This is a genomic window from Actibacterium sp. EMB200-NS6, from assembly GCF_001305615.1.
Lineage (GTDB): Bacteria > Pseudomonadota > Alphaproteobacteria > Rhodobacterales > Rhodobacteraceae > Actibacterium_A > Actibacterium_A naphthalenivorans.
Genome location: NZ_CP010869.1, coordinates 1,296,633 through 1,320,476, shown reverse-complemented (window position 1 = coordinate 1,320,476; position 23,844 = coordinate 1,296,633). Strand labels below are relative to the sequence as shown.

Annotated in this window: 21 protein-coding genes and 1 pseudogene; 13 read left to right on the top strand and 9 right to left on the bottom strand. The window is 64.8% G+C overall.

Annotation, left to right across the window (positions count from 1 at the left end):
- Positions 1-188: 188 nt before the first annotated feature.
- The 7 genes from radA to TQ29_RS06490 all read left to right on the top strand — a co-directional run bounded on the left by radA (position 189) and on the right by TQ29_RS06490 (position 7,184).
- Positions 189-1,556: a DNA repair protein RadA gene (gene radA, locus TQ29_RS06520; RefSeq protein ID WP_054538493.1), complete on the top strand. Its 1,368-nt coding sequence runs from the start codon at positions 189-191 to the stop codon at positions 1,554-1,556.
- Positions 1,557-1,575: 19 nt separating this feature from the next.
- Positions 1,576-2,136, top strand: a complete 561-nt coding sequence (locus TQ29_RS06515) for a CvpA family protein (RefSeq protein WP_037208834.1) — start codon at positions 1,576-1,578, stop codon at positions 2,134-2,136.
- 193 nt (positions 2,137-2,329) lie between these two features.
- Positions 2,330-3,787 carry an amidophosphoribosyltransferase gene (gene purF / locus TQ29_RS06510; RefSeq protein WP_054540352.1) on the top strand — a complete coding sequence of 486 codons (1,458 nt, stop codon included), beginning with the start codon at positions 2,330-2,332 and terminating at the stop codon, positions 3,785-3,787.
- Positions 3,784-4,455: an SDR family oxidoreductase gene (locus TQ29_RS06505; protein ID WP_054538492.1), complete on the top strand. Its 672-nt coding sequence runs from the start codon at positions 3,784-3,786 to the stop codon at positions 4,453-4,455. The genes purF and TQ29_RS06505 overlap by 4 nt, the downstream gene beginning before the upstream one ends.
- A gap of 119 nt (positions 4,456-4,574) precedes the next feature.
- Positions 4,575-5,360, top strand: a complete 786-nt coding sequence (gene surE, locus TQ29_RS06500; RefSeq protein WP_037208827.1) for a 5'/3'-nucleotidase SurE — start codon at positions 4,575-4,577, stop codon at positions 5,358-5,360.
- Complete coding sequence (locus tag TQ29_RS06495) at positions 5,357-6,001, top strand: protein-L-isoaspartate(D-aspartate) O-methyltransferase (RefSeq protein WP_037208824.1); 645 nt, start codon at positions 5,357-5,359, stop codon at positions 5,999-6,001. The genes surE and TQ29_RS06495 overlap by 4 nt, the downstream gene beginning before the upstream one ends.
- A 55-nt stretch (positions 6,002-6,056) precedes the next feature.
- On the top strand, positions 6,057-7,184 hold the full coding sequence (locus TQ29_RS06490) for a peptidoglycan DD-metalloendopeptidase family protein (RefSeq protein WP_157445527.1): 1,128 nt from the start codon (positions 6,057-6,059) through the stop codon (positions 7,182-7,184).
- Positions 7,185-7,205: 21 nt separating this feature from the next.
- Here the strand turns inward: TQ29_RS06490 and TQ29_RS06485 are convergent, their stop codons facing one another.
- The 4 genes from TQ29_RS06485 to TQ29_RS06470 are packed head-to-tail and all read right to left on the bottom strand — an operon-like array spanning position 7,206 to position 9,876.
- The gene (locus tag TQ29_RS06485; protein ID WP_054538491.1) at positions 7,206-8,048 is read right to left on the bottom strand and encodes an ATP-binding protein; all 843 of its coding nucleotides are present in this window, start codon (positions 8,046-8,048) and stop codon (positions 7,206-7,208) included.
- Positions 8,045-9,037: a twin-arginine translocase subunit TatC gene (tatC, locus tag TQ29_RS06480; protein ID WP_054538490.1), complete on the bottom strand. Its 993-nt coding sequence runs from the start codon at positions 9,035-9,037 to the stop codon at positions 8,045-8,047. Before tatC ends, TQ29_RS06485 begins: the two co-directional genes overlap by 4 nt.
- Positions 9,034-9,627, bottom strand: coding sequence for a Sec-independent protein translocase protein TatB (tatB, locus tag TQ29_RS06475; protein WP_054538489.1), 594 nt, complete (start codon positions 9,625-9,627; stop codon positions 9,034-9,036). The genes tatC and tatB overlap by 4 nt, the downstream gene beginning before the upstream one ends.
- 33 nt (positions 9,628-9,660) lie before the next feature.
- Positions 9,661-9,876, bottom strand: coding sequence for a twin-arginine translocase TatA/TatE family subunit (locus tag TQ29_RS06470; RefSeq protein ID WP_037208815.1), 216 nt, complete (start codon positions 9,874-9,876; stop codon positions 9,661-9,663).
- Positions 9,877-10,109: 233 nt separating this feature from the next.
- On the opposite strand from TQ29_RS06470, the gene TQ29_RS06465 reads away from it, so the two are divergent.
- The gene (locus TQ29_RS06465; RefSeq protein ID WP_054538488.1) at positions 10,110-10,490 is read left to right on the top strand and encodes a rhodanese-like domain-containing protein; all 381 of its coding nucleotides are present in this window, start codon (positions 10,110-10,112) and stop codon (positions 10,488-10,490) included.
- Here TQ29_RS06465 and TQ29_RS06460 read toward each other — a convergent pair.
- The gene (locus TQ29_RS06460; protein WP_054538487.1) at positions 10,487-11,596 is read right to left on the bottom strand and encodes an ABC transporter ATP-binding protein; all 1,110 of its coding nucleotides are present in this window, start codon (positions 11,594-11,596) and stop codon (positions 10,487-10,489) included. The two genes, TQ29_RS06465 and TQ29_RS06460, sit on opposite strands and share 4 nt — an antisense overlap.
- 88 nt (positions 11,597-11,684) lie before the next feature.
- Positions 11,685-12,463, bottom strand: a pseudogene (locus TQ29_RS06455) (SDR family oxidoreductase).
- 257 nt (positions 12,464-12,720) lie between these two features.
- Between TQ29_RS06455 and TQ29_RS06450 the strand changes: the two are divergent.
- Positions 12,721-13,773: a Hint domain-containing protein gene (locus TQ29_RS06450; protein ID WP_082386733.1), complete on the top strand. Its 1,053-nt coding sequence runs from the start codon at positions 12,721-12,723 to the stop codon at positions 13,771-13,773.
- A 19-nt stretch (positions 13,774-13,792) separates the two neighbouring features.
- Here the strand turns inward: TQ29_RS06450 and TQ29_RS06445 are convergent, their stop codons facing one another.
- The gene (locus tag TQ29_RS06445) at positions 13,793-14,416 is read right to left on the bottom strand and encodes a ParA family protein (protein WP_037208807.1); all 624 of its coding nucleotides are present in this window, start codon (positions 14,414-14,416) and stop codon (positions 13,793-13,795) included.
- Between the two features lie 383 nt (positions 14,417-14,799).
- Between TQ29_RS06445 and TQ29_RS06440 the strand changes: the two genes are divergently transcribed.
- From TQ29_RS06440 to TQ29_RS06425, 4 genes are all read left to right on the top strand, one after another.
- Entirely contained in the window at positions 14,800-17,028 is a 2,229-nt protein-coding gene (locus TQ29_RS06440) for a Calx-beta domain-containing protein (RefSeq protein WP_054538485.1), read from the top strand.
- 117 nt (positions 17,029-17,145) lie between these two features.
- Positions 17,146-18,753, top strand: coding sequence for a peptide chain release factor 3 (locus TQ29_RS06435; protein WP_054538484.1), 1,608 nt, complete (start codon positions 17,146-17,148; stop codon positions 18,751-18,753).
- 87 nt (positions 18,754-18,840) lie between these two features.
- A complete protein-coding gene (locus TQ29_RS06430) occupies positions 18,841-19,740 on the top strand; it encodes an SGNH/GDSL hydrolase family protein (protein WP_054538483.1) in 900 nt (299 codons plus the stop codon).
- A 136-nt stretch (positions 19,741-19,876) separates the two neighbouring features.
- Entirely contained in the window at positions 19,877-21,322 is a 1,446-nt protein-coding gene (locus TQ29_RS06425; protein WP_054538482.1) for a DEAD/DEAH box helicase, read from the top strand.
- 70 nt (positions 21,323-21,392) lie between these two features.
- On the opposite strand, the gene TQ29_RS06420 is transcribed toward TQ29_RS06425, so the two are convergent.
- Positions 21,393-23,066, bottom strand: coding sequence for a ribonuclease J (locus tag TQ29_RS06420; RefSeq protein ID WP_054538481.1), 1,674 nt, complete (start codon positions 23,064-23,066; stop codon positions 21,393-21,395).
- The gene (locus TQ29_RS06415; protein WP_054538480.1) at positions 23,063-23,842 is read right to left on the bottom strand and encodes a type III pantothenate kinase; all 780 of its coding nucleotides are present in this window, start codon (positions 23,840-23,842) and stop codon (positions 23,063-23,065) included. The genes TQ29_RS06420 and TQ29_RS06415 overlap by 4 nt, the downstream gene beginning before the upstream one ends.
- Positions 23,843-23,844 lie beyond the last annotated feature (2 nt).

The following is a 23,844-nucleotide window of genomic DNA, read 5'->3' as shown; positions in this document are numbered from 1 at the left end:
TACAGGCGGGGACGCCGATGACCGCCCAAAGCAAGGCGCCCTGTCTCTTGCCTGAGGCAGGGCGCTCTCCGTTTCAATTGCTTTGGGCGAAATATCCCGGGGGAAGCCCCGGATCCGATCCGGGGCGCGGGGGCGGCGCCCCCGTCTGCCGCTTGATCCGGGCGCGGCAGTCGGGCAGAAAGGCGCGGATGGCAAAACCTGTAACCTCCTTCACCTGTACGTCCTGCGGCGCGGTTCACAAGAAATGGGCCGGGCGTTGCGATGCGTGCGGCGCGTGGAATTCCATTGTCGAAGAGGCGCCGCTCTCCGCCGGCCCGGCCGCGAAATCGCTGGGGGGCGCGCGGGGCAAGGCGATCGCGCTGACGGATCTGTCGTCGCGCGAGCCGCCGCCGCCGCGCACCGGATCGGGCCTGTCGGAGCTTGACCGGGTGCTCGGCGGCGGGCTTGTTCCCGCCTCGGCCATTCTGGTGGGCGGCGATCCGGGTATCGGCAAATCCACACTGTTGCTGCAGGCCGCGGCCAGCTTTGCGCGGGCCGGCCTACCCTGCATCTACGTGTCGGGCGAAGAGGCCGGCGCGCAGATCCGGATGCGCGCGCAGCGTCTGGGGCTGGCTGATGCGCCGCTCAAACTGGCGACCGAAACCAACCTGCGCGACATTCTGACCACGCTCGACGCGGAGCGCCCGGCGCTCGCGATCATCGACTCGATCCAGACCATGTGGGCAGACAATGTGGAGAGCGCCCCCGGCTCGGTCTCTCAGGTCCGGGCCTGCGCCCATGAGCTGGTGACCTTCGCCAAACGCACCGGCACCGCCGTCATTCTGGTGGGGCATGTCACCAAGGACGGGCAGATCGCGGGCCCCCGCGTTGTCGAGCATATGGTCGACACCGTGCTTTATTTCGAGGGCGAGCGGGGCCATCAGTTCCGCATCCTGCGCGCGGTCAAGAACCGTTTCGGCCCCGCCGATGAGATCGGCGTGTTCGAAATGACGGGCGCCGGGCTGGCCGAGGTCGCGAACCCTTCGGCCCTGTTCCTGTCGGATCGCAACAAGCCGGTGCCCGGCTCGGCGGTCTTTTCCGGGATCGAGGGCACCCGCCCGGTGCTGACCGAGATTCAGGCGCTGGTCGCGCCATCGCCGCTGGGCACCCCGCGTCGCACCGTGGTGGGGCTGGACGCCGGGCGGCTGTCGACCACGCTTGCGGTGCTCGAGGCGCGCTGTGGCATTCCCTTTACCGGGCTCGACGTGTTTCTGAACGTGGCCGGCGGGATGCGGGTTACCGAACCTGCCGCCGATCTGGCCGTCGCCGCCGCGTTGCTGAGCGCGCGCGAGGATGTGGCCCTGCCCGCCGATACGGTGATTTTCGGCGAAATCAGCCTGTCGGGCGCCCTGCGCCCCGTGGGCCAGACCGAAAACAGGTTGAAAGAAGCGCGAAAACTTGGTTTCACACAGGCGATCGCTCCTGCGCGCGGAAAGCCGGGGGGGAACGCCGGGTTGAAGCTGCGCGAGATGGCGGATCTGGCGGAATTTGTTGGAGATATGTTCGGGGCCGGCTAATCCCCCGAAGGAGCGAGGCATGGAAGGTTTCACCATTATTGATGCGGTCGTGGCCGTGGTCGTCGTGCTGTCGGCGATCCTGGCCTATTCGCGCGGGTTGATGCGCGAGGCGATGGCGATCCTGGGCTGGGTGGCCGCCGCGTTTCTGGCCTTTGTCTTCGCGCCCGCGGTCGAACCGCTGATCAAGCAGGTGCCGGTGCTGGGCGAGTTCATCGCCGACAGTTGCGAAATTTCGATCATCGCCGCCTTCGCCGCCGTCTTCGCGGTGGCGCTTGTGGTGGTGTCGATCTTCGCGCCCCTGTTTTCCTCGGTCGTGCAACGCTCCGCCCTTGGTGGCGTGGATCAGGGGCTCGGGTTTCTGTTCGGCGTGCTGCGCGGCATCGTTCTGGTGGCCGTGGCGTTCTTCGCCTATAACACCGTTGTCACGTCAGAGCCTTTGCCGATGGTCGATGACAGCCGTTCGGCCAGCGTGTTCGCCAAGCTGACCGACAAGATCGAAGAGCGCGACCCGGAAGATGCCCTGGGCTGGCTGACGAACCGCTATGACGCGCTGGTGGGAACGTGCGGCTTGCCCGAATAGCGCCACCCCCCGTGCAGGCCCTGCGCCAAAACGACCCTGACCCCACCATGACGGGTTGTCTTTCGATCAAAACCGCATCACACCGCCGGCGTGTTTCACAAAGTGTGATCCTTTCGTGACACCGCCCGCCAGAGGCACTAAGGAAAGAACAACTTGTCCCTATCGGATTCGGAGCCCCGCTGAAATGCGCGAGATGCCCCCAAGCCACCCGTTCGACGACGATAAACTGAAAGAGGAATGCGGCGTGTTCGGCGCGATCGGCCTGACCGATGCGGCGAATTTCGTGGCCCTCGGCCTGCATGCGCTTCAGCATCGCGGGCAGGAGGCCGGCGGCATCGTGTCTCACGACCCCGAGGTCGGCTTCAACTCCGCCCGTCGTTTCGGATATGTGCGCGACAATTTCACCAAGGCCAGCCTGATGGACACCCTGCCCGGGCCGCTTGCCATCGGCCATGTGCGCTATTCCACCGCCGGATCGAAGGGGCAGACGCAGATTCGCGACGTTCAGCCTTTTTTCGGCGAGTTTTCCATGGGCGGCGCGGCGATTGCCCACAACGGCAACATCACCAACGCCAACGCCCTGCGCAAGGAGCTGATCGAGCGCGGTTCGATCTTCCAGTCTTCGTCGGACAGTGAATGTATCATCCACCTGATGGCCCGCTCGCTGCAGCGCAACATCCCCGAACGGATGAAGGATGCGCTGCGCCGGGTCGAGGGCGCGTTTTCCATCGTTGCGATGACCCGTACCAAGCTGATCGGCGTGCGCGATCCGCTGGGCGTGCGCCCGCTGGTTCTGGGCAGGCTCGGCGACGGCTGGGTTCTGTCGTCGGAGACTTGCGCGCTCGATATCCTCGGGGCCGAGTTCATCCGCGAGATCGCCCCTGGTGAGATGGTGGTGATTTCCGCGGACAAGGGCGTGGAGAGCTTTCAGCCCTTCGAGCGCACAAAGCCGCGGTTCTGCATCTTCGAACATGTGTATTTCTCGCGCCCCGACAGCATTCTTGGCGGGCGTTCGGTCTATGAAACGCGCCATGCGATCGGCGTGGAACTGGCCAAGGAAGCCCCTGTCGACGCTGATCTTGTCTGTCCGGTACCCGATAGCGGCACGCCGGCCGCCATCGGGTTCAGCCAGCAAAGCGGCATCCCCTATGCGATGGGGATCATCCGCAACCAGTATATGGGCCGGACCTTCATCGAACCGACAGAGCAGATCCGCAACATGGGCGTGCGGCTGAAGCTCAATGTCAACCGCGCGCTGATCAGGGGCAAGCGGGTGATCCTGGTTGACGACTCGGTGGTGCGCGGCACCACCAGCCGCAAGATCAAGCAGATGATCCTGGATGCCGGTGCGGCCGAGGTGCATTTCCGCATCGCCTCGCCCCCCACCGCGTGGCCCTGCTTTTACGGCGTCGATACGCCCGAGCGCAGCAAGCTTCTGGCCGCGAACATGTCCGAGGAAGAGATGCGCGCCTATCTGGAGGTGGACAGCCTGAAGTTCATCTCGCTCGACGGGCTGTACCGCGCCGTGGGCGAAGCAAAGGGCCGCAACTCCGAGGCGCCGCAATATTGCGATGCCTGCTTCTCGGGCGAATACCCGGTGGCGCCGAGCGACATGATCGCGAACGGGTTCGAGCTGAAGGCGGCGGAATGAGCGAAAAGATTGCCCTGATCACCGGCGCCTCGCGCGGGCTTGGCGCCGCCGTGGCCGAAGAACTGGCCGCCGAGGGCTGGCATGTCATCGCCGTGGCCCGCACCGTGGGCGCGCTGGAAGAACTGGACGACCGCATCAAGGCGCGCGGCGGCCATGCCACGCTGGCGCCGATGGACGTGACCGAAACCGATGCGATGCGCCATCTGTGCCGGTCGATCCATGATCGCTGGGGGCGGCTTGATCTGTGGGTGCATACCGCCATCCACGTGCCGCCGATGACGCCGGCCGACCATCTGGACGAAAAGGACTGGGCAAAGGTCGTGGCCACCGGCATCACCGCGCCGGGTATCCTGATCCCCTTCATCTCGCCGCTGCTGCAGGCCTCGGGGGCCGGAACGGCGGTGCATGTGGACGATCCGAATGCGGGCAAGTTTCTTGCCGCCTATGCCGCCGCGAAATCGGCGCAACGGGCGCTGTTCGCAAGCTGGGCCGCCGAAACCGCCAAGACCGCTAGGCCGCGCGTGATCAGCTTTACGCCCGCGCCCATGGCCACCGCCACCCGCGCCCGGTTCTATCCGGGCGAGGATCGCACCGTACTGGCCCGGCCCGCCGATCAGGCCGCGCGCCTGCTGGCCGCCGTGATGGAACTGGAACAGGCAGGCGGATAGCCCGAAGCTCACCGCCAATCCCGCGACGGGGCACAGGGCCGCCGAATCGGGCCGCCGCCGCTTGCCGCCCTGCCCCGCCTCTACTATTGAGGATGCAACGGCAACAGCGGCAGGCATCCATGCGCATTCTCATCACAAATGACGACGGTATCAACGCGCCCGGCCTGAAAGTGCTCGAGGCCATCGCCCAGGAGATTGCCGGCCCCGGCGGCGAGGTCTGGACAGTGGCGCCCGCCTTCGAGCAATCGGGCGTGGCGCACAAGATTTCCTATACCCATCCGATGATGATCGCCGAGCTTGGCCCGCGCCGGTTCGCCGCCGAAGGCTCTCCGGCCGATTGCGTGCTGGCCGGGCTTTACGATGTGATGCCCGACGCAAGGCCCGACCTGGTGCTTTCAGGTGTGAACCGGGGCAACAACGCGGGCGAGAATGCGCTTTACTCCGGCACGATCGGCGGCGCGATGGAGGCGGCGCTGCAGGGGCTGCCCGCCATCGCCCTGTCGCAATACATGGGCCCGCAGAATTATCGCGAGAATTTCCAGTTCGATGCCGCCGCCGCGCATGGCGCCGCCACGGTGCGCAACCTGCTGAACAACGGGCTGTGGGATGGCGAGGATTACCGCATCTTCTACAACGTCAACTTTCCGCCCATCACCGGCGACAAGGTGATGGGGCTGCGCGTCAGCCCGCAGGGCTATCGCCAGGATTGCTTTTTCGGGGTGGAGCCGCATATGTCACCCTCGGGCCGCAAGTTTCTGTGGATCAAGGGCGGCCCGCAACACCACCCGACGACGCCGGGCACCGATGTCAGCGATTGCCTCGAGGGGTATATCTCGGTCACGCCGATGCGCGCGGATCTGACGGCGCATGACACGATCGCCTGGCTGAAAGACCAGCTGGAATGAGCGGAACCGCCGAACAGAAGATGCAGTTTCTCTACGCGCTCCGGTCCAAGGGCGTGACGGACAAGCGTGTTCTGACGGCGATGGAGGAAATCGACCGGGGCGAGTTCGTGCGCGGCGGCCTGTTCGCCGATCGCGCCTATGAGGATATGCCGCTGCCCATCGCCTGTGGTCAGACCATCAGCCAGCCTTCGGTGGTCGGGCTGATGACCCAGGCGCTGAACGTGCGGCCGCGTGACAAGGTGCTCGAGGTGGGCACCGGCTCCGGCTATCAGGCCGCGATCCTCAGCAAGCTGGCGCGGCGGGTCTATACGGTGGAGCGGCACCGCCGGCTGGTGAAAGAGGCGCAGCGCCATTTCGACCGGCTGGATCTGACCAATGTCACCGCGATCCTGGGCGACGGGTCGCACGGGTTGCCCGAACAGGCGCCGTTCGACCGGATTCTGGTGACCGCCGCGGCCGAAGATACGCCCGGCCCCCTATTGGCGCAGCTGCGCGAGGGGGGTATCATGGTGTTGCCCGTGGGGCAGTCGGATACGGTGCAAAGCCTGATCAGGGTGACGCGCACGCCCCATGGTTTTGAGTATGACGAGCTTCGGCCGGTGCGGTTCGTGCCGCTGGTCGAAGGGCTCGGACAGGAATGACGGACCACAGCGGAGTGCCCGGACCAACACGGGGCCCGCGATTGAGGAGTGAGCCATGACAGCCCGCCGACGCCCCCGCCTGCGCGCCCTGACCCTGGGCTGTTCCGTTCTGGCGCTTGCCGCCTGCCAGGACTTCGACCTGGACCTGCGCAGCAACGATGCCAACACCTCTGACGCGGTGCGCCAGCAGACGGCCCCCCGGCCCGCGCCGGATGCGCGCGGCGTGATCTCCTACCCCAACTATCAGGTGGCCGTGGCGCGGCGCGGCGACAGCGTGGCCGATGTGGCCGCCCGTGTCGGGCTGCCGGCCGGCGAACTGGCCACGTTCAACGGGCTGCCGCAGGATGTCGCGCTGCGCGAAGGCGAGCTTCTGGCCCTGCCCGCCAGTGCCCGCGAAACCGCGCCGGACGATACGATCGACATCACCACGCTGGCCGGGGGCGCCATCGAACGCGCCGACGGGGCGATCACGCCCGCCACGACCACCACCCCGGCCACCGCCACCCAGGCCGAACCGATCCGCCACCGGGTGGAGCGTGGCGAAACCGCCTATTCCATCGCCCGGCTCTACAACGTGTCGGTGCGGTCTCTGGCCGACTGGAACGGGCTCGCCCCCGATCTTTCGGTGCGCGAAGGGCAGTATCTGCTGATCCCCGTCGTCACCACGGCCGCCGCCCCGGCCCCCCCCGAAACGACAACCCCGCCGGGGGCGATTTCGCGCATTCCGGTGCCGCCCACCGCCGCACGCCCGCTGCCCGATGAGCAGACCGCCCCCGCCGCGGCCCCCGTCACGCCGCCGCCCTCGCCCGATCTGGAAGAGGAAAAGACCGTCACCGCCCGCCTCGCCTTCCCGGTGGAGGGCCAGATCTTCCGTGGCTACGAGAAGAAGAAGAACGACGGTATCGACATTTCCGCCCCCGCCGGCTCCGCGATCAAGGCAGCCGAAGCCGGAACCGTGGCCGCCATCACCCGCGACACCGATCAGGTGCCGATCCTTGTGCTGCGCCATTCCGACAACCTGTTGACTGTCTATGCCAACATCGCCGATATCAGCGTCGCCAAGGGCGATACGGTGACGCGCGGCCAGCAAGTGGCCACCGTTCGCGCCAGCGATCCGGCGTTTCTGCATTTCGAGGTGCGCGAAGGCTTCGAAAGCGTCGATCCGATGAGCTATCTCAACTGATCCAAAGCCCGGCGGCGGCGGTCAGAGCGTTATGCCGCGCCGCCCGGCCAGATCCGTGAAATACTGCCACGCCACCCGGCCCGAACGGCTGCCGCGGGTGGCCTGCCATTCGATGGCCTCGGCGCGCAGGGTGGCATCGTCGATCTGCAGCCCATGCGCATCGCAATAGCCGCGGATCATCGCCAGATACTCGTCCTGATCGCAGGGGTGAAAGCCCAGCCACAGCCCGAAACGATCGGAAAGCGAAACCTTCTCTTCCACCGCCTCGGACGGGTTGATGGCGCTGCCACGCTCGTTCTCGATCATGTCGCGGGGCATCAGGTGGCGGCGGTTGGAGGTGGCATAGAACACCACATTGTCGGGCCGCCCCTCGATCCCGCCATCCAGAACCGCTTTCAGAGATTTGTAGTGCTGATCGTCGTGGGAAAACGACAGGTCGTCGCAAAACAGCAGGAAACGCGCGTCGGCACCGCGCAGCAGGGTCAGCAGCCGCCCGATCGACGGCAGGTCTTCGCGCTGCACCTCGACGATCTTCAGCGCATGCCCCTGGCGCAGAACCTCGGCATGGACGGCTTTGACGAGCGAGGATTTCCCCATCCCCCGCGCGCCCCAGAGCAAGGCGTTGTTGGCCGGCAGGCCGCGCGCGAAGCGAAGCGTGTTTTCCAGCAGCGTGTCGCGGGCGCGGTTGATGCCCAGAAGCAGCCCCAGCTCGACCCGGTTGACCGACCCGACCGGCGCAAGGCGATCCGGCGAAACATGCCAGACGAACGCATCGGCGGTGGCGAAATCGGGTGCTGCGGCGGCGGGCGGGCTGATCCGCTCCAGCGCCGCTGCGATCCGGGTCAGGGTGTCGCCGTCACTCATGCGGGTTTGTTGTCCTCGCCGTCTTCGTCATCTTCTTCTTCGAACTCTTTGAGCAGCGGATCATCGGCGGCGGCTTCGGGATCGAACGCATCGGCGGCATCCTCTGCGGCCTCCGGCTCTTCATCTTCGTCGTCCTCGAACCACAGCCCCTGGGCACGCAGATCGGCCTCGCGCTTGCGCTCTACCCAGGCGACAAGAAAAATCGAGATCTCGTAGAGACCGTAGACCACCACGAACAAAATCGCCTGCGTGGTGACATCGGGCGGCGTGACCAGCGCGGCGACGGTCAGAATGCCCACCACGGCATATTTCCGCACGGAACGCAGCCCGGCGGCAGAGGTCAGCCCGGCCTTGCCCATCAACGTCAGCAACACCGGAAGCTGAAAGCACACCCCGAAGGCGACGATCATTTTCAGCGTGATATCGAGGGTTTCGTTGACCTTGCCGTTGAACACGATGTCGATGCCCCGGTCCGTGCCCGCCGCAACCTCCGCCCCTTCGGTGCCGGCCACGTAAGCGGCCACCATCGAGGGCAGATCGGCGAAACCAAGGAAAAACGCCATCGCCAGCGGCACGACCACGAACTGGGCAAAGGCGGCGCCCAACAGGAACAGCAGCGGCGAGGCGATCAGGAACGGCAGAAAGGCATTCTTTTCAGCCTTGTAAAGGCCCGGCGCCACAAAGCGCCAAAGCTGATAGCCGATCACCGGGAACGACAGGGCCAGACCGCCGACCATCGAAATCCGGATCAGCGTGAAGAAATACTCCTGCGGTGCGGTGTATTGCATCACAGGGTTGGGGTTGCCGAGATCCCGCATCGTGTCTTCGATCGGGATCAGCAGGAAATCCAGGATATACCGGCCCACCGAAAAGCAGATCACCATGCCGATGATGAAGGCCAGCGCGGCGCGGATCAGCCGCGTGCGCAGCTCTGCCAGATGCTCGATCAGCGGAGCGCTGGAATCCTCGATCTCGTCGGCGTTGCTCATGCGTCGTCACTCTTCGCGGCGGCCTTGCGGCTGGCGCGGGGTTTGGCGGCGGTTTTCGCCGCCGGTTTCTTGCTCACGGCCTTTTTGGCGGGCGTTTTCTTGGCGGGAGCCTTGCGGGCCGCGGATTTCTTTGCGGCGGGTTTGGCGGCAGGTTTGGGCGCCGGGGCGGCTTCGGCGGTTTTCGCGGCTTCTTCGGCGGCGATCCGGGCGCTGGCCTTCTCGGCGGCGGCCTGCTTGATCTTCGCCGCCGCCTCGGCGCGCTCTTCGCTCAGTGCCGCGGTCGCGGGGCCTTTTGCGGTGGCCGAGGGCACTTTCGGCTCCCATTTCTCGAACTTGTCGGCGGCGTCCTTGATCGCGTCCAGCCCCATCTTGCGCGGGTTGGCGATGTCTTTCAGGCTCTTGGTCGCTTCGTTGATGCCGGCCTCGTCGGCGGCATCGTCCATCGCGCGCTGAAACTCGCGCGCCATGTTGCGGGCCTTGGCGGTAAACCGGCCCAGCGTGCGGAACATGCCGGGCAGGTCCTTGGGCCCCACCACGATCAGCGCAACGATACCGATGACCAGAAGTTCGGTCCAGCCGAGATCAAACATGTGCGTCCCGCCCCCGGTGCGGCGCTGGCGCGCTTACACCTTGTCCTTTTCGGTGGCTTCGGGCGTGACATCCCGTGCGCTTTCGAGATTGTTCTCAATCTCTTCGCTGCCGTCTTTCACGCCCTTCTTGAACGCGGTGATGCCTTTGCCGACCTCGCCCATCAGCGAAGAAATCTTGCCGCGGCCGAAAAGCACCAGCACCACGACGGCGATCAGAAGCAGGCCGGGAAGGCCGATATTGTTCAGCATGGTCTTCTCCCTTGGGGGCCGTTCGCCCGGACACCCGTTTTGAAATCTGTCAAACACATTTATGAGTTATGAAGGGGAGATCAAAGCCCCATTCCGCCGCAGATACCGGATTTCTTGCAGAATTCCCCATAAGCGCGGCGGCAGGCCGCAGGCTGCGCGCTTTTGTTGCGGCGCGGGCGCGTCTACACGGGGCCTATGGGCGCGAACGAGTCACTGGCAAAGGAACGTGAAACATGCATACCGAAGACATTGGCGGCAAAACCCTGGAACACTGGACGGTCGATGACGTCGAGCAGGCACTGCGCGACGGCAAGATCATTCTGATCGACGTGCGGACGCCGCAGGAATACATGTTCGAATACATCCACGGCGCGCTGCTGGCACCGATGGCCGGGTTCGATCCGGCCTTCATGCCGCCGCAAACCGACGAACGGCAGATCGTGTTTCACTGCGGCTCGGGCGTGCGCTCTCGCAAGGTGGCGGAACAGTATCTGGCCGCGGGCCATGACCGGATCGCCCATCTGGATGGCGGTTTCGCAGCGTGGAAAGTGGCCGCCAAGCCCTATATGGGCACCGATCCGGCCACCGGGGCGCCGCGCAAGGTCGGCGGTTAACCCGCCGGGCGGGATTGCGTGCTGCCGGTCGCGGGAAATACAAAGCACCGTTCGCGGCGAATCATCAGCCACATCGGCGTGCCGGGCTTGGGCAGGAAGACGCCCGGCACCGTGGCCTTGAGCATCGAGCCGTCATATTCCATCCGGAATTCCAGCAGGCTTTCGCTGCCCATGAACCGGGCCCGGTCGACGACGGCGCGCGCGGCGGCGCCGTTTTCCGGCGTCGGCGCGGGGCCGACCCCGTTACGGTCGAACTCGATCTTCAGATGCTGCGGCCGGATGATGATTTCGACTTCGGTATCCTCGGGCACGGCCGGGGTCATGAACTGCCCGAAAGGGGTATCGGTCAGAAAGCCGTGAACCCGGCCGCGGATCACGTTGATGTCGGAAAAGAAGCCGGCGGCGGCCTTGTCCACGGGCGCGTTGTAGATGTTGTAGGGCGCGCCCTGCTGCACGATCCGTCCGCCGCGCATCAGCGCGATCTCGTCAGCCATGCGCATCGCCTCTTCCGGCTCATGCGTCACCAGAAGCACCGCGGCGCCCTCTTCCTTAAGCACACTCAGGGTCTGGTCGCGGATATCGTCGCGCAGGCGGTTGTCGAGCCCCGAAAACGGCTCGTCCATCAGCATGATGCCGGGGCGCGGCGCCAGGGCGCGGGCCAGCGCCACGCGCTGCTGCTCGCCGCCCGAAAGCTCGTGCGGATAATCGTCGATGAAGCGCAGCATCTCGACCCGCGCCAGAAGCTCTTCGACACGGGCGCGCCGGGCCGCCTTGGGGCCCTTCAGCCCGAAGGCCACGTTATCGGCCACGCTCAGATGCGGGAACAGCGCGAAATCCTGAAACATCAACCCGATCGAGCGGCCCTCGGGCGGGACCCGGAAAATCGTGTCGCAGACCAGCGCGCCGTCGACAAAGATCGTGCCTTCGTCCTGCATGTCGACGCCAGCGATGATACGCAGCGTGGTGGACTTGCCACAGCCCGACGGGCCCAGCAGGCAGGTGACCTGCCCAGGCATCACCGCCAGCGACACGTCATCCACCACCGCCCGGCCGCCGAAGCGCCGGGTGATGTTCCGAATTTCCAGCCGGGGGGTCGTGTCGCTCACCGCTGCCTCACCTCATTCCCGAGCGAAAAAATCGGGATTTGTTCGGAAATATCAACCCCGAAGCCCTGCCGCAAGCCTTGCCCGCCTGTCACAGCGTCGCATTCGTGGCACCGCCATCCAGCAGGATATTCTGGCCGATGATGAAGCCCGCGTGCTGCGAACACAGGAAGGCGCACATCGCCCCGAATTCCTCTGGCGTTCCGTAGCGGCCTGCGGGGATGCTCTGCTCCCGCCGCGCGCGGGCCTGTTCCAGCGTCAATTCCTCTTGCTGGGCCACCCCGGTATCCAGCGCCACGGCCCGGTCGGTGGCATGGATGCCCGGCAGCATGTTATTGATGACCACGCCGTAGGGCGCCACCTGGCGCGACGTGCCGGCGACATAGCCGGTCAGGCCGGCACGAGCCGAGTTCGACAGGCCAAGCGCGGCGATCGGCGCCTTGACCGATTGCGAGGTGATGTTGACCACCCTGCCCCAGCCCCGGTCAATCATGCCCGGCAGCAACGCCTTCATCAGCGCGATCGGGGTCAGCATGTTGGCGTCCAGCGCGGCGATGAAATCCTCCCGGTCCCAGTCGGACCAGACGCCCGGCGGCGGCCCGCCGGCGTTGGTGACCAGGATATCGACATCCCCGCCGCCTGCAGCACCTGCGCGCGCCCCTCTTCGGTGGTGATGTCGGCGGCCACGGCCGTGACCTCGACCTCGCAGGTGCTGCGGATACCCTCGGCCGCCAGGGCCAGCGCCTCTTCGCCGCGGGCATTCATCACGATGTTCGCCCCGGCTTCGGCCAGCGCGCGGGCACAGCCCAGCCCCAGCCCCTTTGACGACGCGCAGATCAATGCGCGCTTTCCGGCAATTCCCAGTTCCATCCGTCTGCTCCCTTGTTCCGGCACAGGGTTGTCGGTATCACTCCGCCCGGCCGGGGAAAAGCCCACGATGGCCGGCTGCCCGCGCATGTGATCTGTTGCGCCCGGCCAACGCCCCAGCGGCAACCGGCAGCCCCTCGATTGACGGGCCAGCGCGGCGCGGTTAGTTTCAAAGGATATTCAACCAGTTGAAACTATGCGCGGCACAGGGGCTGGCCCGGCATCATGGAACAGCTCGATGTATGGAGCACACCGCCGCGATGAATGACACCTCCCGGCCAGAGTTCACCCCAAGCTATTCGGTGCACGTGTTTTCCGCCTCCGATCTGCAGGCGGTCGCCGGGGCCAACAGCGGCGATCCCCTGATGCCGCTGGACGAGCTTTGCCTGGGCGATACCTACAGGCTGGCGGCCGAGGCCGCGCCGCTGGCCCTGACCATCCGCGACGCTCAGGCCGCGCAGGCGGGCACCGGCCGGTTCCTGCAGGCCAGCGCCATGACCCCCAGCGTGGCGAGCGGGTCGGAGATCGGCACGCCGGGCGACCCGCTGTCGCTGACCGGGCGGCTGACCTTCATGGCGCCCGATGGCGACAAGGTGGAGCTGTTGCTGATCACCCACATGCCGGACGCCGGGCCCGAGGCCGCGCTTTATTTCCTGCCGATGGCGCCGCTCGCCCCGGGAGAGCCCTATGCCCTGGTCACCGCCAGGCCCGACCCGGGCGAGGTGCGGCTGACGGACATCACCCCGGTCGCCTTCACCCGCGGCACGCTGATCACCCTGTCGGACGGGCGGCAATGCCCGGTCGAGGAACTGCGGATCGGCGAAAAGGTTCTGACCCGCGACCATGGCGCCCAGCAACTGCGCTGGATCGGCCGGCGCACGGTGCGCGCGATCGGCCCCTACGCGCCGGTGGTCGTGACCAAGGGCACGCTTTCGAATGAAAGCGATCTGATCGTCAGCCAGGACCAGCGGCTGTTCATCTATCAGCGCGGCACGCAGCTTCTGATCAGTTCGGCCGAAGTGATGGTCAAGGCGCGCGATCTGGTCGATGACGGCGCGGTCTTCATCCGCGAGGGCGGGTTTGTGGACTATTTCCACCTGATCTTCGACCGGCATGAAATCATCTATGCCGAATGCACCCCCACCGAAAGCCTGCTGCTGAACGAGCGCACGCTGGGCCGCCTGCCAGAGGATCTGGCACAGGAAGTTTCGCAAAGGTTCCCCGATCTCACGCAGCGCGCCGAATATGGCAGGGACGCCCCCGGCGCGCCTGTTCTTGTCACAGCGCGCCGCAAGCCGCGCGCGGGCCGGTAAACCCTTCGGTCGGAAGAGCCTAGACCAGCGACCGGATCAGCGGCGCCCATTGCGCCCGCATCGGATCATACACCTTCTGCGGACGGTCGAAGATCGTCAGCCCCTGCTCCGCCAGATCGCCATAGGCCACGCGTTCGGATATCATCGCGACGGGCGGCTGGCCGATCTTTTCAAAGAACATCTCCAGCCGGGCGTTCGCGCGCGCCCGCGGCCGCACCCGGTTGGCCAGCAATTCCAGCCCGACCTTGCCCTTGCGGATGCGCTTGATCTCCTGCATCTCGGCCAGGAACCGCTTGGTCGCGTCCTCATCAAAGAACGATGGCATCACCGGCGTGATCACCGCCTTGGCTTCAGCCACCAGCTCTTGCGCCTCTTCGTCGTAGATCGAACCGGGCGCGTCGATCACCACGAACTGCACCCCCTTCGGCACGTCCCCCAGCGATTTCGGCGATGACCAATCCAGCCCGGTGATCTTCGCCACCCCCTTCGGCCGCCGCTTCAGCCAGCGCAGCGAGGATTTCTGCGGATCCGCATCGGCCAGCGCCACCTTCCAGCCCCCATCGGCCAGCGCGGCCGCCAGGTTGATGGCCACGGTCGTCTTGCCGCATCCGCCTTTCCGATTCGCGATTAGTACGGTTTTCACTGCGCCTCTCTCTTGTTCGTTGCGATCGTCCGATGCCTCACCCGCCCCAGACCGGGGAAATCCGGCTTTTCACGAATTGCCACAAGACTGTTGCGCCTCCGATGACAGTGCCGTTCAGGAGCTGGCGGCTCTCGATTTTTGCTGTTTTGGGGCATTCTGAAACCGTATTGCAAATCAATTAGATATGCAATGCATATACAAAATCGATTTTCGTCTACCCGTGCAACCATTGGGCGAAAAGTTAATTGGGGCGAAATGTTGACAGAATCGCGCCCATTATGTGAACTCCCCGCGACGCGGGAATATTTTAATGTTCCTCCCTGCTTAGCACGCGCTCTAAAAGCGCCAGCCATTTGATTGAAACCAGAACCCCGGAGAAATTCATGGTAGAAGTATCTCTTAACCCCAGCTCGGGCACCGAAGCGAATGACGGCCATTTCGAGCTTCAGCTTTCCGCCGCCACGAACGTCGATGTAACCGTAACGCTGCGCCTGATCGGGCAAACGGCGGATCTGGCGAGTGACGCCGATTTCAACTATTACTCGACCTTCGAGACGGTAAAGAACTATACCATTCCGGCAGGCCAAACCTCGGTGGACGTATACGTAAGCCACCATGACAGTATCGCGGGCGAGCTTGACGAAAACTACGTTGTCGAAGTCACCGACCCGGTGAACGCCACGCTGGCGGGCGGGTCCGATGTCATCCGCACCACCGGCATCATCGAGGAATCCGGCGTCAGCCTGTTCGTCAGCGACCCGACGATCGAAGAGGGCGACGGCGGCAGCAGCCATGCGGTGTTCGAGGTTCAGCTCTCGCGCCCCGCGGCGACCGACCTCTGGCTCGACTACACAACGGTAGACGGAACCGCCCTGGCCGGCAGCGACTACACCGCGAAATCGGGCACGCTCAAATTCGTCAGCGGCCAGACCTACGCCACGGTGCGCGTGCCCGTGAAAGGCGACACCCGGATCGAACAGTTCGAGGATTTCTCTCTGGTCGTGACGCCGGGCAAGAACTCCGACGGCAAGATCGACAATGGTGTGGCGGATTCCACCGGCATCGCCACTATCCGCGACGATGACACCGACACCAACCTGCCCGTGCTTTCGATGGAGCCCGGCGCGGGGTCCGAAGGCGAAGACGGCTATTACGCGATCCGGCTTTCAGAGCCATCCCTGGTCGACGTGCAGGTGACGCTGCGGCTGGTCGGCCAGACCGCGGATCTGGCCACCGATGCCGATTTCAACTATTACTCGACCTTCGAGACGTTGAAGACCTACACAATTCCCGCCGGCCAGACGACGGTGTATGCCTACGTCAGCCACCATGACAACACCGCCGGCGAGGTCGATGAAAACTATATCATCGAAGTGACCGACCCGGTGAATGCGGTGCTTGCGGGCGGCGTTTCCAAGATCAAGGTGACCGGCATCATCGAAGAGGGCGGCCGCGCGGTTTTCGTCGGCGACCCGGAAATCGTGGAAGGCACCGGCGGTGACACCGAAGCCATCTTCGAGATTCGCCTCTCCGAGCCCGCCGATACCGTGATGCAGTTCGACTATCTGACGCTGAACGGCAGCGCCGTCGCCCGCAAGGACTATAAGAAGGCGTCGGGCACGGTCGAGTTTCTTCCCGGCCAGACGGTGGCCTATGTGCGTGTTCCGGTCTTCGGCGATGATAAATTCGAAGCCAATGAAAGCTTCTCGCTGAAGATCTCGCCCACCGTTGCCACCGCTGCTCTGGTTGCCGGCGGCACGGATGACACGATCGGCAACGCGCTGATCATGAACGACGATCTGCCCATCACCAAGATCTTCGGGTCGAACAAGAAAGACACGCTGGTTGGCGACATCGGCCGCGAAATCATTTCCGGCAAGGGCGGCGCCGACAAGCTGTTCGGCGATGCCGGTGATGACGATCTCAGGGGCGGTGCGGGCAGCGACACGCTGAACGGCGGAGTGGGCGCCGATATCCTGAACGGCGGCGCGGGAACGGATTTCGCGGATTACAGCCTGTCGACCGTTGGCGTCATCGTCAAACTGGGGAAATCTGTGTTCCGCCAGGGCGATGCCGAGGGCGACACCGCGATCGAGATCGAAGGCGTTATCGGGTCGGAGGTTGACGACATTCTGGTCGGCAGCAAGGGCGCCAACACGCTGGACGGGCTCGACGGTGACGACAGCCTCAGCGGGCTGGGCGGCAACGACATCCTGCTGGGGCGCACCGGCAACGACAAACTGATCGGCGGCTCCGGGAATGATGTGCTCAAGGGCGGCGGCCAGAAAGATACCCTGAAGGGCAACGGCGGCAACGACACGCTGGCCGGTGGCAAGGGGGTCGACACGCTGACCGGCGGCAAGGGCGCCGATACTTTCGTCTTCATGAAAAAGGAAGGCACCGATTTCATCACCGATTTCTCGGTGGATGAGGATATCCTGCAGCTCGACACCCGGCTGTGGAAAGGCACGCTGACCGCCGATGAGGTGGTTGATCAGTTCGCCTCGATCGTCGGCCCCGACACGGTTCTGGACTTCGGCCGCAAGGGGACCATCGCTCTTGACGGGGTGCTTGATCTGGAGCTGCTGGCCGACACCATCGATTTCATCTGAGGCCCCTTGAACCGAACCTGCGGGCACCCCGGCACGGGGTGCCCGCGCTGCAGATAGTTCGCACGGCGCGCCGCTCCGCTATTGCTGGCCCGCCGCCGCTTGCCTATATCCGGCCCCATGCTGGACGCACCCAAAAACCGCCCCGACCTGCCCGCCGAAATCGCCCGGCGGCGCACCTTTGCCATCATCTCGCATCCCGATGCGGGCAAGACGACGCTGACCGAAAAGTTCCTGCTCTATGGTGGCGCGATCCAGATGGCCGGGCAGGTACGCGCCAAGGGCGAGGCACGGCGTACGCGATCGGATTTCATGCAGATGGAAAAGGACCGGGGGATCTCGGTCTCGGCCTCGGCGATGTCGTTCGATTATGGCGACTTCCGCTTCAACCTGGTGGACACGCCCGGCCACAGCGACTTTTCCGAAGACACGTATCGCACGCTCACGGCGGTGGACGCGGCGGTGATGGTGATCGACGGCGCCAAGGGCGTGGAAAGCCAGACGCAGAAGCTGTTCGAGGTTTGCCGGCTGCGCGATCTGCCGATCCTGACCTTCTGCAACAAGATGGACCGCGAAAGCCGCGACACGTTCGAGATCATCGACGAAATTCAGGAAAACCTGGCGATCGACGTGACCCCGGCAAGCTGGCCGATCGGCACCGGGCGCGATTTTCTGGGCTGTTATGACCTGCTGCGCGACCGGCTGGAACTGATGGACCGCGCCGATCGCAACAAGGTGGCCGAGAGCATCAAGATCGAAGGGCTGGACGACCCGCTGCTGGAGCGGCACATCCCCGCCGACCTGCTGGACAAGCTGCGCGAAGAGGTCGAGATGGCGCGCGCGCTGTTGCCGCCGATGGACAGCCAGGCGCTGCTGGAGGGTACGCTGACGCCGATCTGGTTCGGATCGGCGATCAACTCTTTCGGCGTCAAGGAGCTGATGGACGGCATCGGTATCTATGGCCCCGAGCCGCAGGTGCAGGCCGCAGAGCCGCGCCAGATCGCCCCCGAGGAGACCAAGGTCACCGGTTTCGTGTTCAAGGTACAGGCCAACATGGACCCAAAGCACCGCGACCGCGTGGCGTTCCTGCGCCTGGCCTCGGGCCATTTCCAGCGCGGCATGAAGCTGACCCATGTGCGCACCAAAAAGCCGATGGCCGTGTCGAACCCGGTGCTGTTCCTCGCCTCCGACCGCGAGCTGGCCGAAGAGGCCTGGGCCGGCGATATCATCGGCATCCCCAACCACGGGCAATTGCGCATCGGCGACACGCTGACCGAGGGGGAATCCCTGCGCGTCAGCGGCATTCCAAGCTTCGCACCCGAACTTTTGCAAAACTGCCGCGCAGGCGACCCGATGAAGGCCAAGCATCTGGAAAAGGCGCTGATGCAATTCGCCGAGGAAGGTGCTGCGAAAGTGTTCAAACCGGCGATCGGGTCGGGCTTCGTGGTGGGCGTTGTCGGCCAGCTTCAGTTCGAGGTGCTGGCCAGCCGGATCGAGCTGGAATACGGGCTGCCGGTGCGGTTCGAATCCTCGCAGTTCACCAGCGCGCGCTGGGTGACCGGGCCGAAGGCGGCGGTGGACAAGTTCGTGAACGCCAACAAGGGCCATATCAGCCACGACAACGACGGTGATATCGTCTACATGACCCGTCTGCAGTGGGATATCGACCGGATCGCACGCGACTATCCAGAGGTAACCCTGAGCGCCACGAAAGAAATGCAGGTCTGATCCGGCCCGGCAAAAGGTTAACGCTGGACAGATTGCGCGCCGCTTCTATAGTTCAGCGCATATTCCTTGCCATGCCGGAATTGGATCGTGCTCACATTCCTGCGCCTGCTTTTGCTCGTCGCTCTGTTGTTCTGTGCCTTCACCGCCGGAGCCATCTGGAGCAGCACTTCCAACCGGCCGGCACAGCTTTTCGCCAGCACCAAGAGCAATATCCGGCAGATGCTCGGCCTGCCGAAACTCTGGGCGCCGCCGCCGGACGAGGCTGATCCGCTGGGCCGCACGCCCGTGCCCTGCCCCGACCCCGAGGCCACCTTCGTGGTGGTGACGGGCGGCCAATCGAACGCCGCCAACACCAACAGCCGCCAGACCGAAACCGCGCCGGGCGATGGCGTTTTCACCTGGTTCGCGGGCCAGTGTTTCACTACGCGCGATCCCGTGCTCGGGGCCTCGGCCACGGGCGGCAGCCTCTGGCCCGTGATCGGCAAGGGGGTGGCGGCCGAACTGGGCCGGCCCGTGCTGTTCATCAACGGCGCGATCGGCGGCACCCAGGTCAGCGACTGGCTGGACGAACGCTCGGGCTATCTCGGCGCGCTGGAGCGCCGGATCGGATCGGCGCAGGCTGCGGGATTCGAGCCGGATCTGGTGCTCTGGCATCAGGGCGAAACCGACGCGGGCGCCATGACCGACATGGCCGCGCTCGACGCACTGTTCCGGGCGCTGACGGGGCGCCTTCTGACGCTGATGCCGCAGAGCAGGCTTTATCTCTTTGGCGCGTCGAAATGCATCGGCGCAAACCGTGCCAACGGCGTGCCGGAGGTGGTGGCCGTGCAACGCGCGGTCGCGGATGCGAATGACAGGATCATGCGCGGGATGGACACAGATCAGCTGGACAATGACTTTCGCAAGGATGGCTGCCATTTCAACAGCCTCGGCCGTGACGCCATCGCCCGCCAGGTGGTGGCCGACATCGCCGCCGCCTTCCGATGAGCGCACACGGCCTGTTTCCTTGACGCGGCGCGCCCTTTGGCCTATGCATCCGGCCAAGTTGAAGGATCGGCAATACGGCCGGTCAGGCCGCGTGGAGTTGCGGCCGATTTGAACGCCGCAAACCCAAAGGGCCTACATGACCGAATTCGCAGACTTGGGGCTGGACCCCAAAGTGCTTTCAGCCGTATCCGACGCCAGCTATGAAACCCCGACCCCGATCCAGGCCGGGGCCATCCCCCCCGCCCTTGCCGGCCGCGATGTTCTGGGCATTGCCCAGACCGGCACCGGCAAGACCGCCAGCTTCACCCTGCCGATGATCACGATGCTGGCCAAGGGCCGCGCCCGTGCCCGCATGCCCCGCAGCCTGGTGCTGGCCCCCACACGGGAACTGGCCGCGCAGGTCGCCGAAAACTTCGACATCTACGCCAAGAACACCAAGCTGACCAAGGCGCTGCTGATCGGCGGCGTGTCGTTCAAGGAACAGGACCAGCTGATCGACAAGGGCGTCGATGTGCTGATCGCCACCCCCGGCCGCCTGCTTGATCATTTCGAGCGCGGCAAGCTGCTGCTCACCGGCGTGCAGATCATGGTGGTGGATGAGGCCGACCGGATGCTCGACATGGGTTTCATCCCCGATATCGAGCGTATCTTCCAGATGACGCCCTTCACCCGGCAGACCCTGTTCTTCTCGGCCACCATGGCGCCCGAGATCGAGCGGATCACCAACACCTTTCTGTCCAACCCGGTGAAGATCGAGGTCGCCCGCGCCGCGACCACCGGCGAGAATATCGAACAGGGCGTGGTGATGTTCCGCGCCAGCCGCAAGGACCGGCAGGCCAGCGAAAAGCGCGAGCTGCTGCGCGCGCTGATCGAGCAGGAGGGCGACGCCTGCACCAACGCCATCATCTTCTGCAACCGCAAGACCGAGGTCGATGTGGTGGCCAAATCGCTGACCAAATATGGTTATGACGCGGCCCCCATCCATGGCGATCTGGATCAGTCGCAGCGCACCAAGACACTGGATTCGTTCCGCGAGGGCAAGCTGCGCTTTCTCGTCGCCTCTGATGTGGCCGCGCGCGGGCTGGACGTGCCCGCCGTCAGCCATGTCTTCAACTACGACGTGCCCAGCCATGCCGAGGATTACGTGCACCGCATCGGTCGCACCGGCCGCGCCGGGCGCAAGGGCAAGACGCTGATGATCTGCGTGCCGCATGACGAAAAGAATTTCGCCAATATCGAAACGCTGGTAGGCAAGCCGATCCCGCGCGTGGAAAGCCCGATCAAGGGCGCCCCTGCCCCCGAAGAGCAAAGCGAACCGGGCGAAAAGGCTGAAAAACCGACCCCGACGAGCAGCCGCAAACGGTCGTCCCGCACGTCCAGCGCGAAATCCACAGAGACCGCAGCCCCCGCCCAGGCGTCGACGCCCCCGTCGAAATCATCTTCCTCCACACGCGGCAACGGATCGAAATCGTCGAAATCCTCGTCGAGCCGTTCCGGCAGCCGCCGTGACGAACCGGTGGTCGGCATGGGCGATCACATGCCCGCCTTCCTGACCCGTTCGTTCAAGGCCCCGGCAGACTAAGCCGGGGCACAGGGCAGTTCGGAATTTTCCGCGAAAATCATAGCGAATTTTCGCGGAAAACCTTGCCGGTTCAGGCCACCAGACGGCTGATCACCACCACGACCTCGGGCTTGCGCCCGATCTCCTGCAGCGCCACCTGGCGGGTGCGGCGGCGCAGCAGGTCTTCCAGCTTGTCGTCATCGGCCAGCGTCTTGTCGTCGGCCCGTGCGATCAACTGGGCCAGATCGCCCTCCAGCACCTCGGCCAGCGCGGCGTTCGAACTGCCGGTTTCCGGCAGGCCCTTCAGCTCGACCCAGGGTTCGCCCAGCGGCTCGTCGTCTTCGTCGATGATCAGCGTGACCATCACCAGCCCGTTCAGCGCCAGCCGGATACGGTCGCGCACGATGCCATCCAGCGCGCCGATCTGAACGCTGCCATCGAGATAGGTGCGCCCGGCCTCGATCTGCCCGACGACGCGCGGCGCCTTGCCGCTGAGGTCAAGCATGGTGCCGTTGGTCGCGATGGCGGCGGCAAATCCGTTTTCGGCGGCCAGCTTGACATGCTCACGCAGGTGCCGGTGTTCGCCGTGCATCGGCACCACCATCTGCGGCTTCATGATCTTGTGCACCGTCTCCAGATCTGGGCGGTTGGCGTGCCCGGACACGTGATAGAGATCGGCCGCGTCATCCACCACATCCACGCCCATTTCCGAAAACGCGTTGACGATATGGATCACGCCCTTTTCGTTCCCCGGAATGGTCTTTGACGAGAACAGGAACATGTCCCCTTCTTTCATCGACAGGCCCAGGTATTTGCCGCGCGAAAGCTGCGCCGAAGCCGCGCGCCGTTCGCCCTGGCTGCCGGTGACGATCAGCATCAGGTGATCGCGCGGAATACTGACGGCATCCTCTGGCGGCACCGTCGTCGGGAAATCGGTCAGCACGCCGCTTTCCACCCCGGCCTCGACCATGCGTCGCATCGCCCGCCCCAGCAGCACCACCGAACGCCCGGCATCGCGCCCGGCCTCGGCCAGCGTCTTTACCCGCGCGATGTTGGAGGCGAAGGTGGTTGCAACCACCATGCCCTCGGCTTTTTGCACAAGCTGGCGGATCGCCGGGCCGACAGACGATTCCGACCGCCCCGCATTGGGCGAGAACACATTGGTTGAATCGCAGATCAGCGCCTTGACGCCCTTGCCCGCGACCTCGGCCCACAAGGCCGGATCGAACGGGTCACCGACGCCGGGGGTTTCATCAAGCTTGAAGTCGCCGGTATGCACCAGCCGCCCGGCCGGCGTATCGATCACCATGCCAGAGCTTTCGGGGATCGAGTGCGAGACCGGCAGGAACGACACCGTGAACGGCCCCGCCTTGATCTTTTCGGGATATGCCGCGACGACCCGGATGATCGACGGATCCTGCCCTTTTTCCTCGAGCTTGCGCGCGGCGATATTGCCGGTGAAGGCGCGGGTATAGACCGGCGCCTTCAGGCGCGGCCACAACAGGCCCAGGGCCCCCACGTGATCTTCATGGGCATGGGTGATGAAAATCGCCTCAAGCCGGTCGGCACGGGCCTCCAGCCAGGCGATATCGGCGAAGATCAGATCGACGCCGGGGGTATTTTCCATCTCGGGGAAAGTCACCCCCACATCGACCAGGATCAGCCGTTCGTTGTCTGCCGGCCCGTAGCCGTAGACATAGGCATTCATCCCGATCTCTCCCGCTCCACCGAGGGGCAGGTAAATCAGTCGGTTCTTACTGCTCATAAAGCGCCGTTTTCCTTGTTATAGGCGTGAATCACGGTCAGGCCGTGCATCGTCAAATCATCTTCAATCGTGTCAAACAGGCCGTCGCCGGTGGCGAACAAAGGGGCCAGCCCGCCGGTGCCCACAACCTTCATCGGTTTTCCGTATTCTGCACGGATACGTTCGGATATTCCCTGGATCAGGCCGATATAGCCCCAGAAAATGCCGGATTGGATACAGGCCACGGTGTTGGTGCCTATTACCCTGTCCGGCTTGGTGATGTCCACATGCGGAAGCGCCGCAGCGCCCTGGTGCAGCGCCTCGAGGCTCAGGTTCACCCCCGGCGCGATCACCCCGCCCACATAGGCGCCATCCCCGGCAACCACATCGAAATTGGTGGCGGTGCCGAAATCGACCACCACGACATCGCCGCCATGCCGGTCGAACGCGCCGGCCGCATTGGCCAGCCGGTCGGGCCCGACCGCGGTGCCCGGATCGACCCGCGGCGCGACCGGCAACAGGCAGTCGGGCCGCCCCACGACCAATGGCCGCGTATTGAAATAGCGGTCGGTGAAGACGCGCAGGTTGAACACCACGCGCGGCACCGTGGAGGAAATGATCACATCGGTGATGTCGGCATCGATACCGTGGTGGCGCACCAGCGTGGTGTACCAGGTGAAATACTGATCCGCCGTGCGCTGATGCTCGGTCGAGGTGCGCAGCGTGCACAAGAAGCGCGTGCCGTCCCAGATCGAGAAAACCGTGTTGGTATTGCCGCAGTCGATGCAAAGGAGCATGA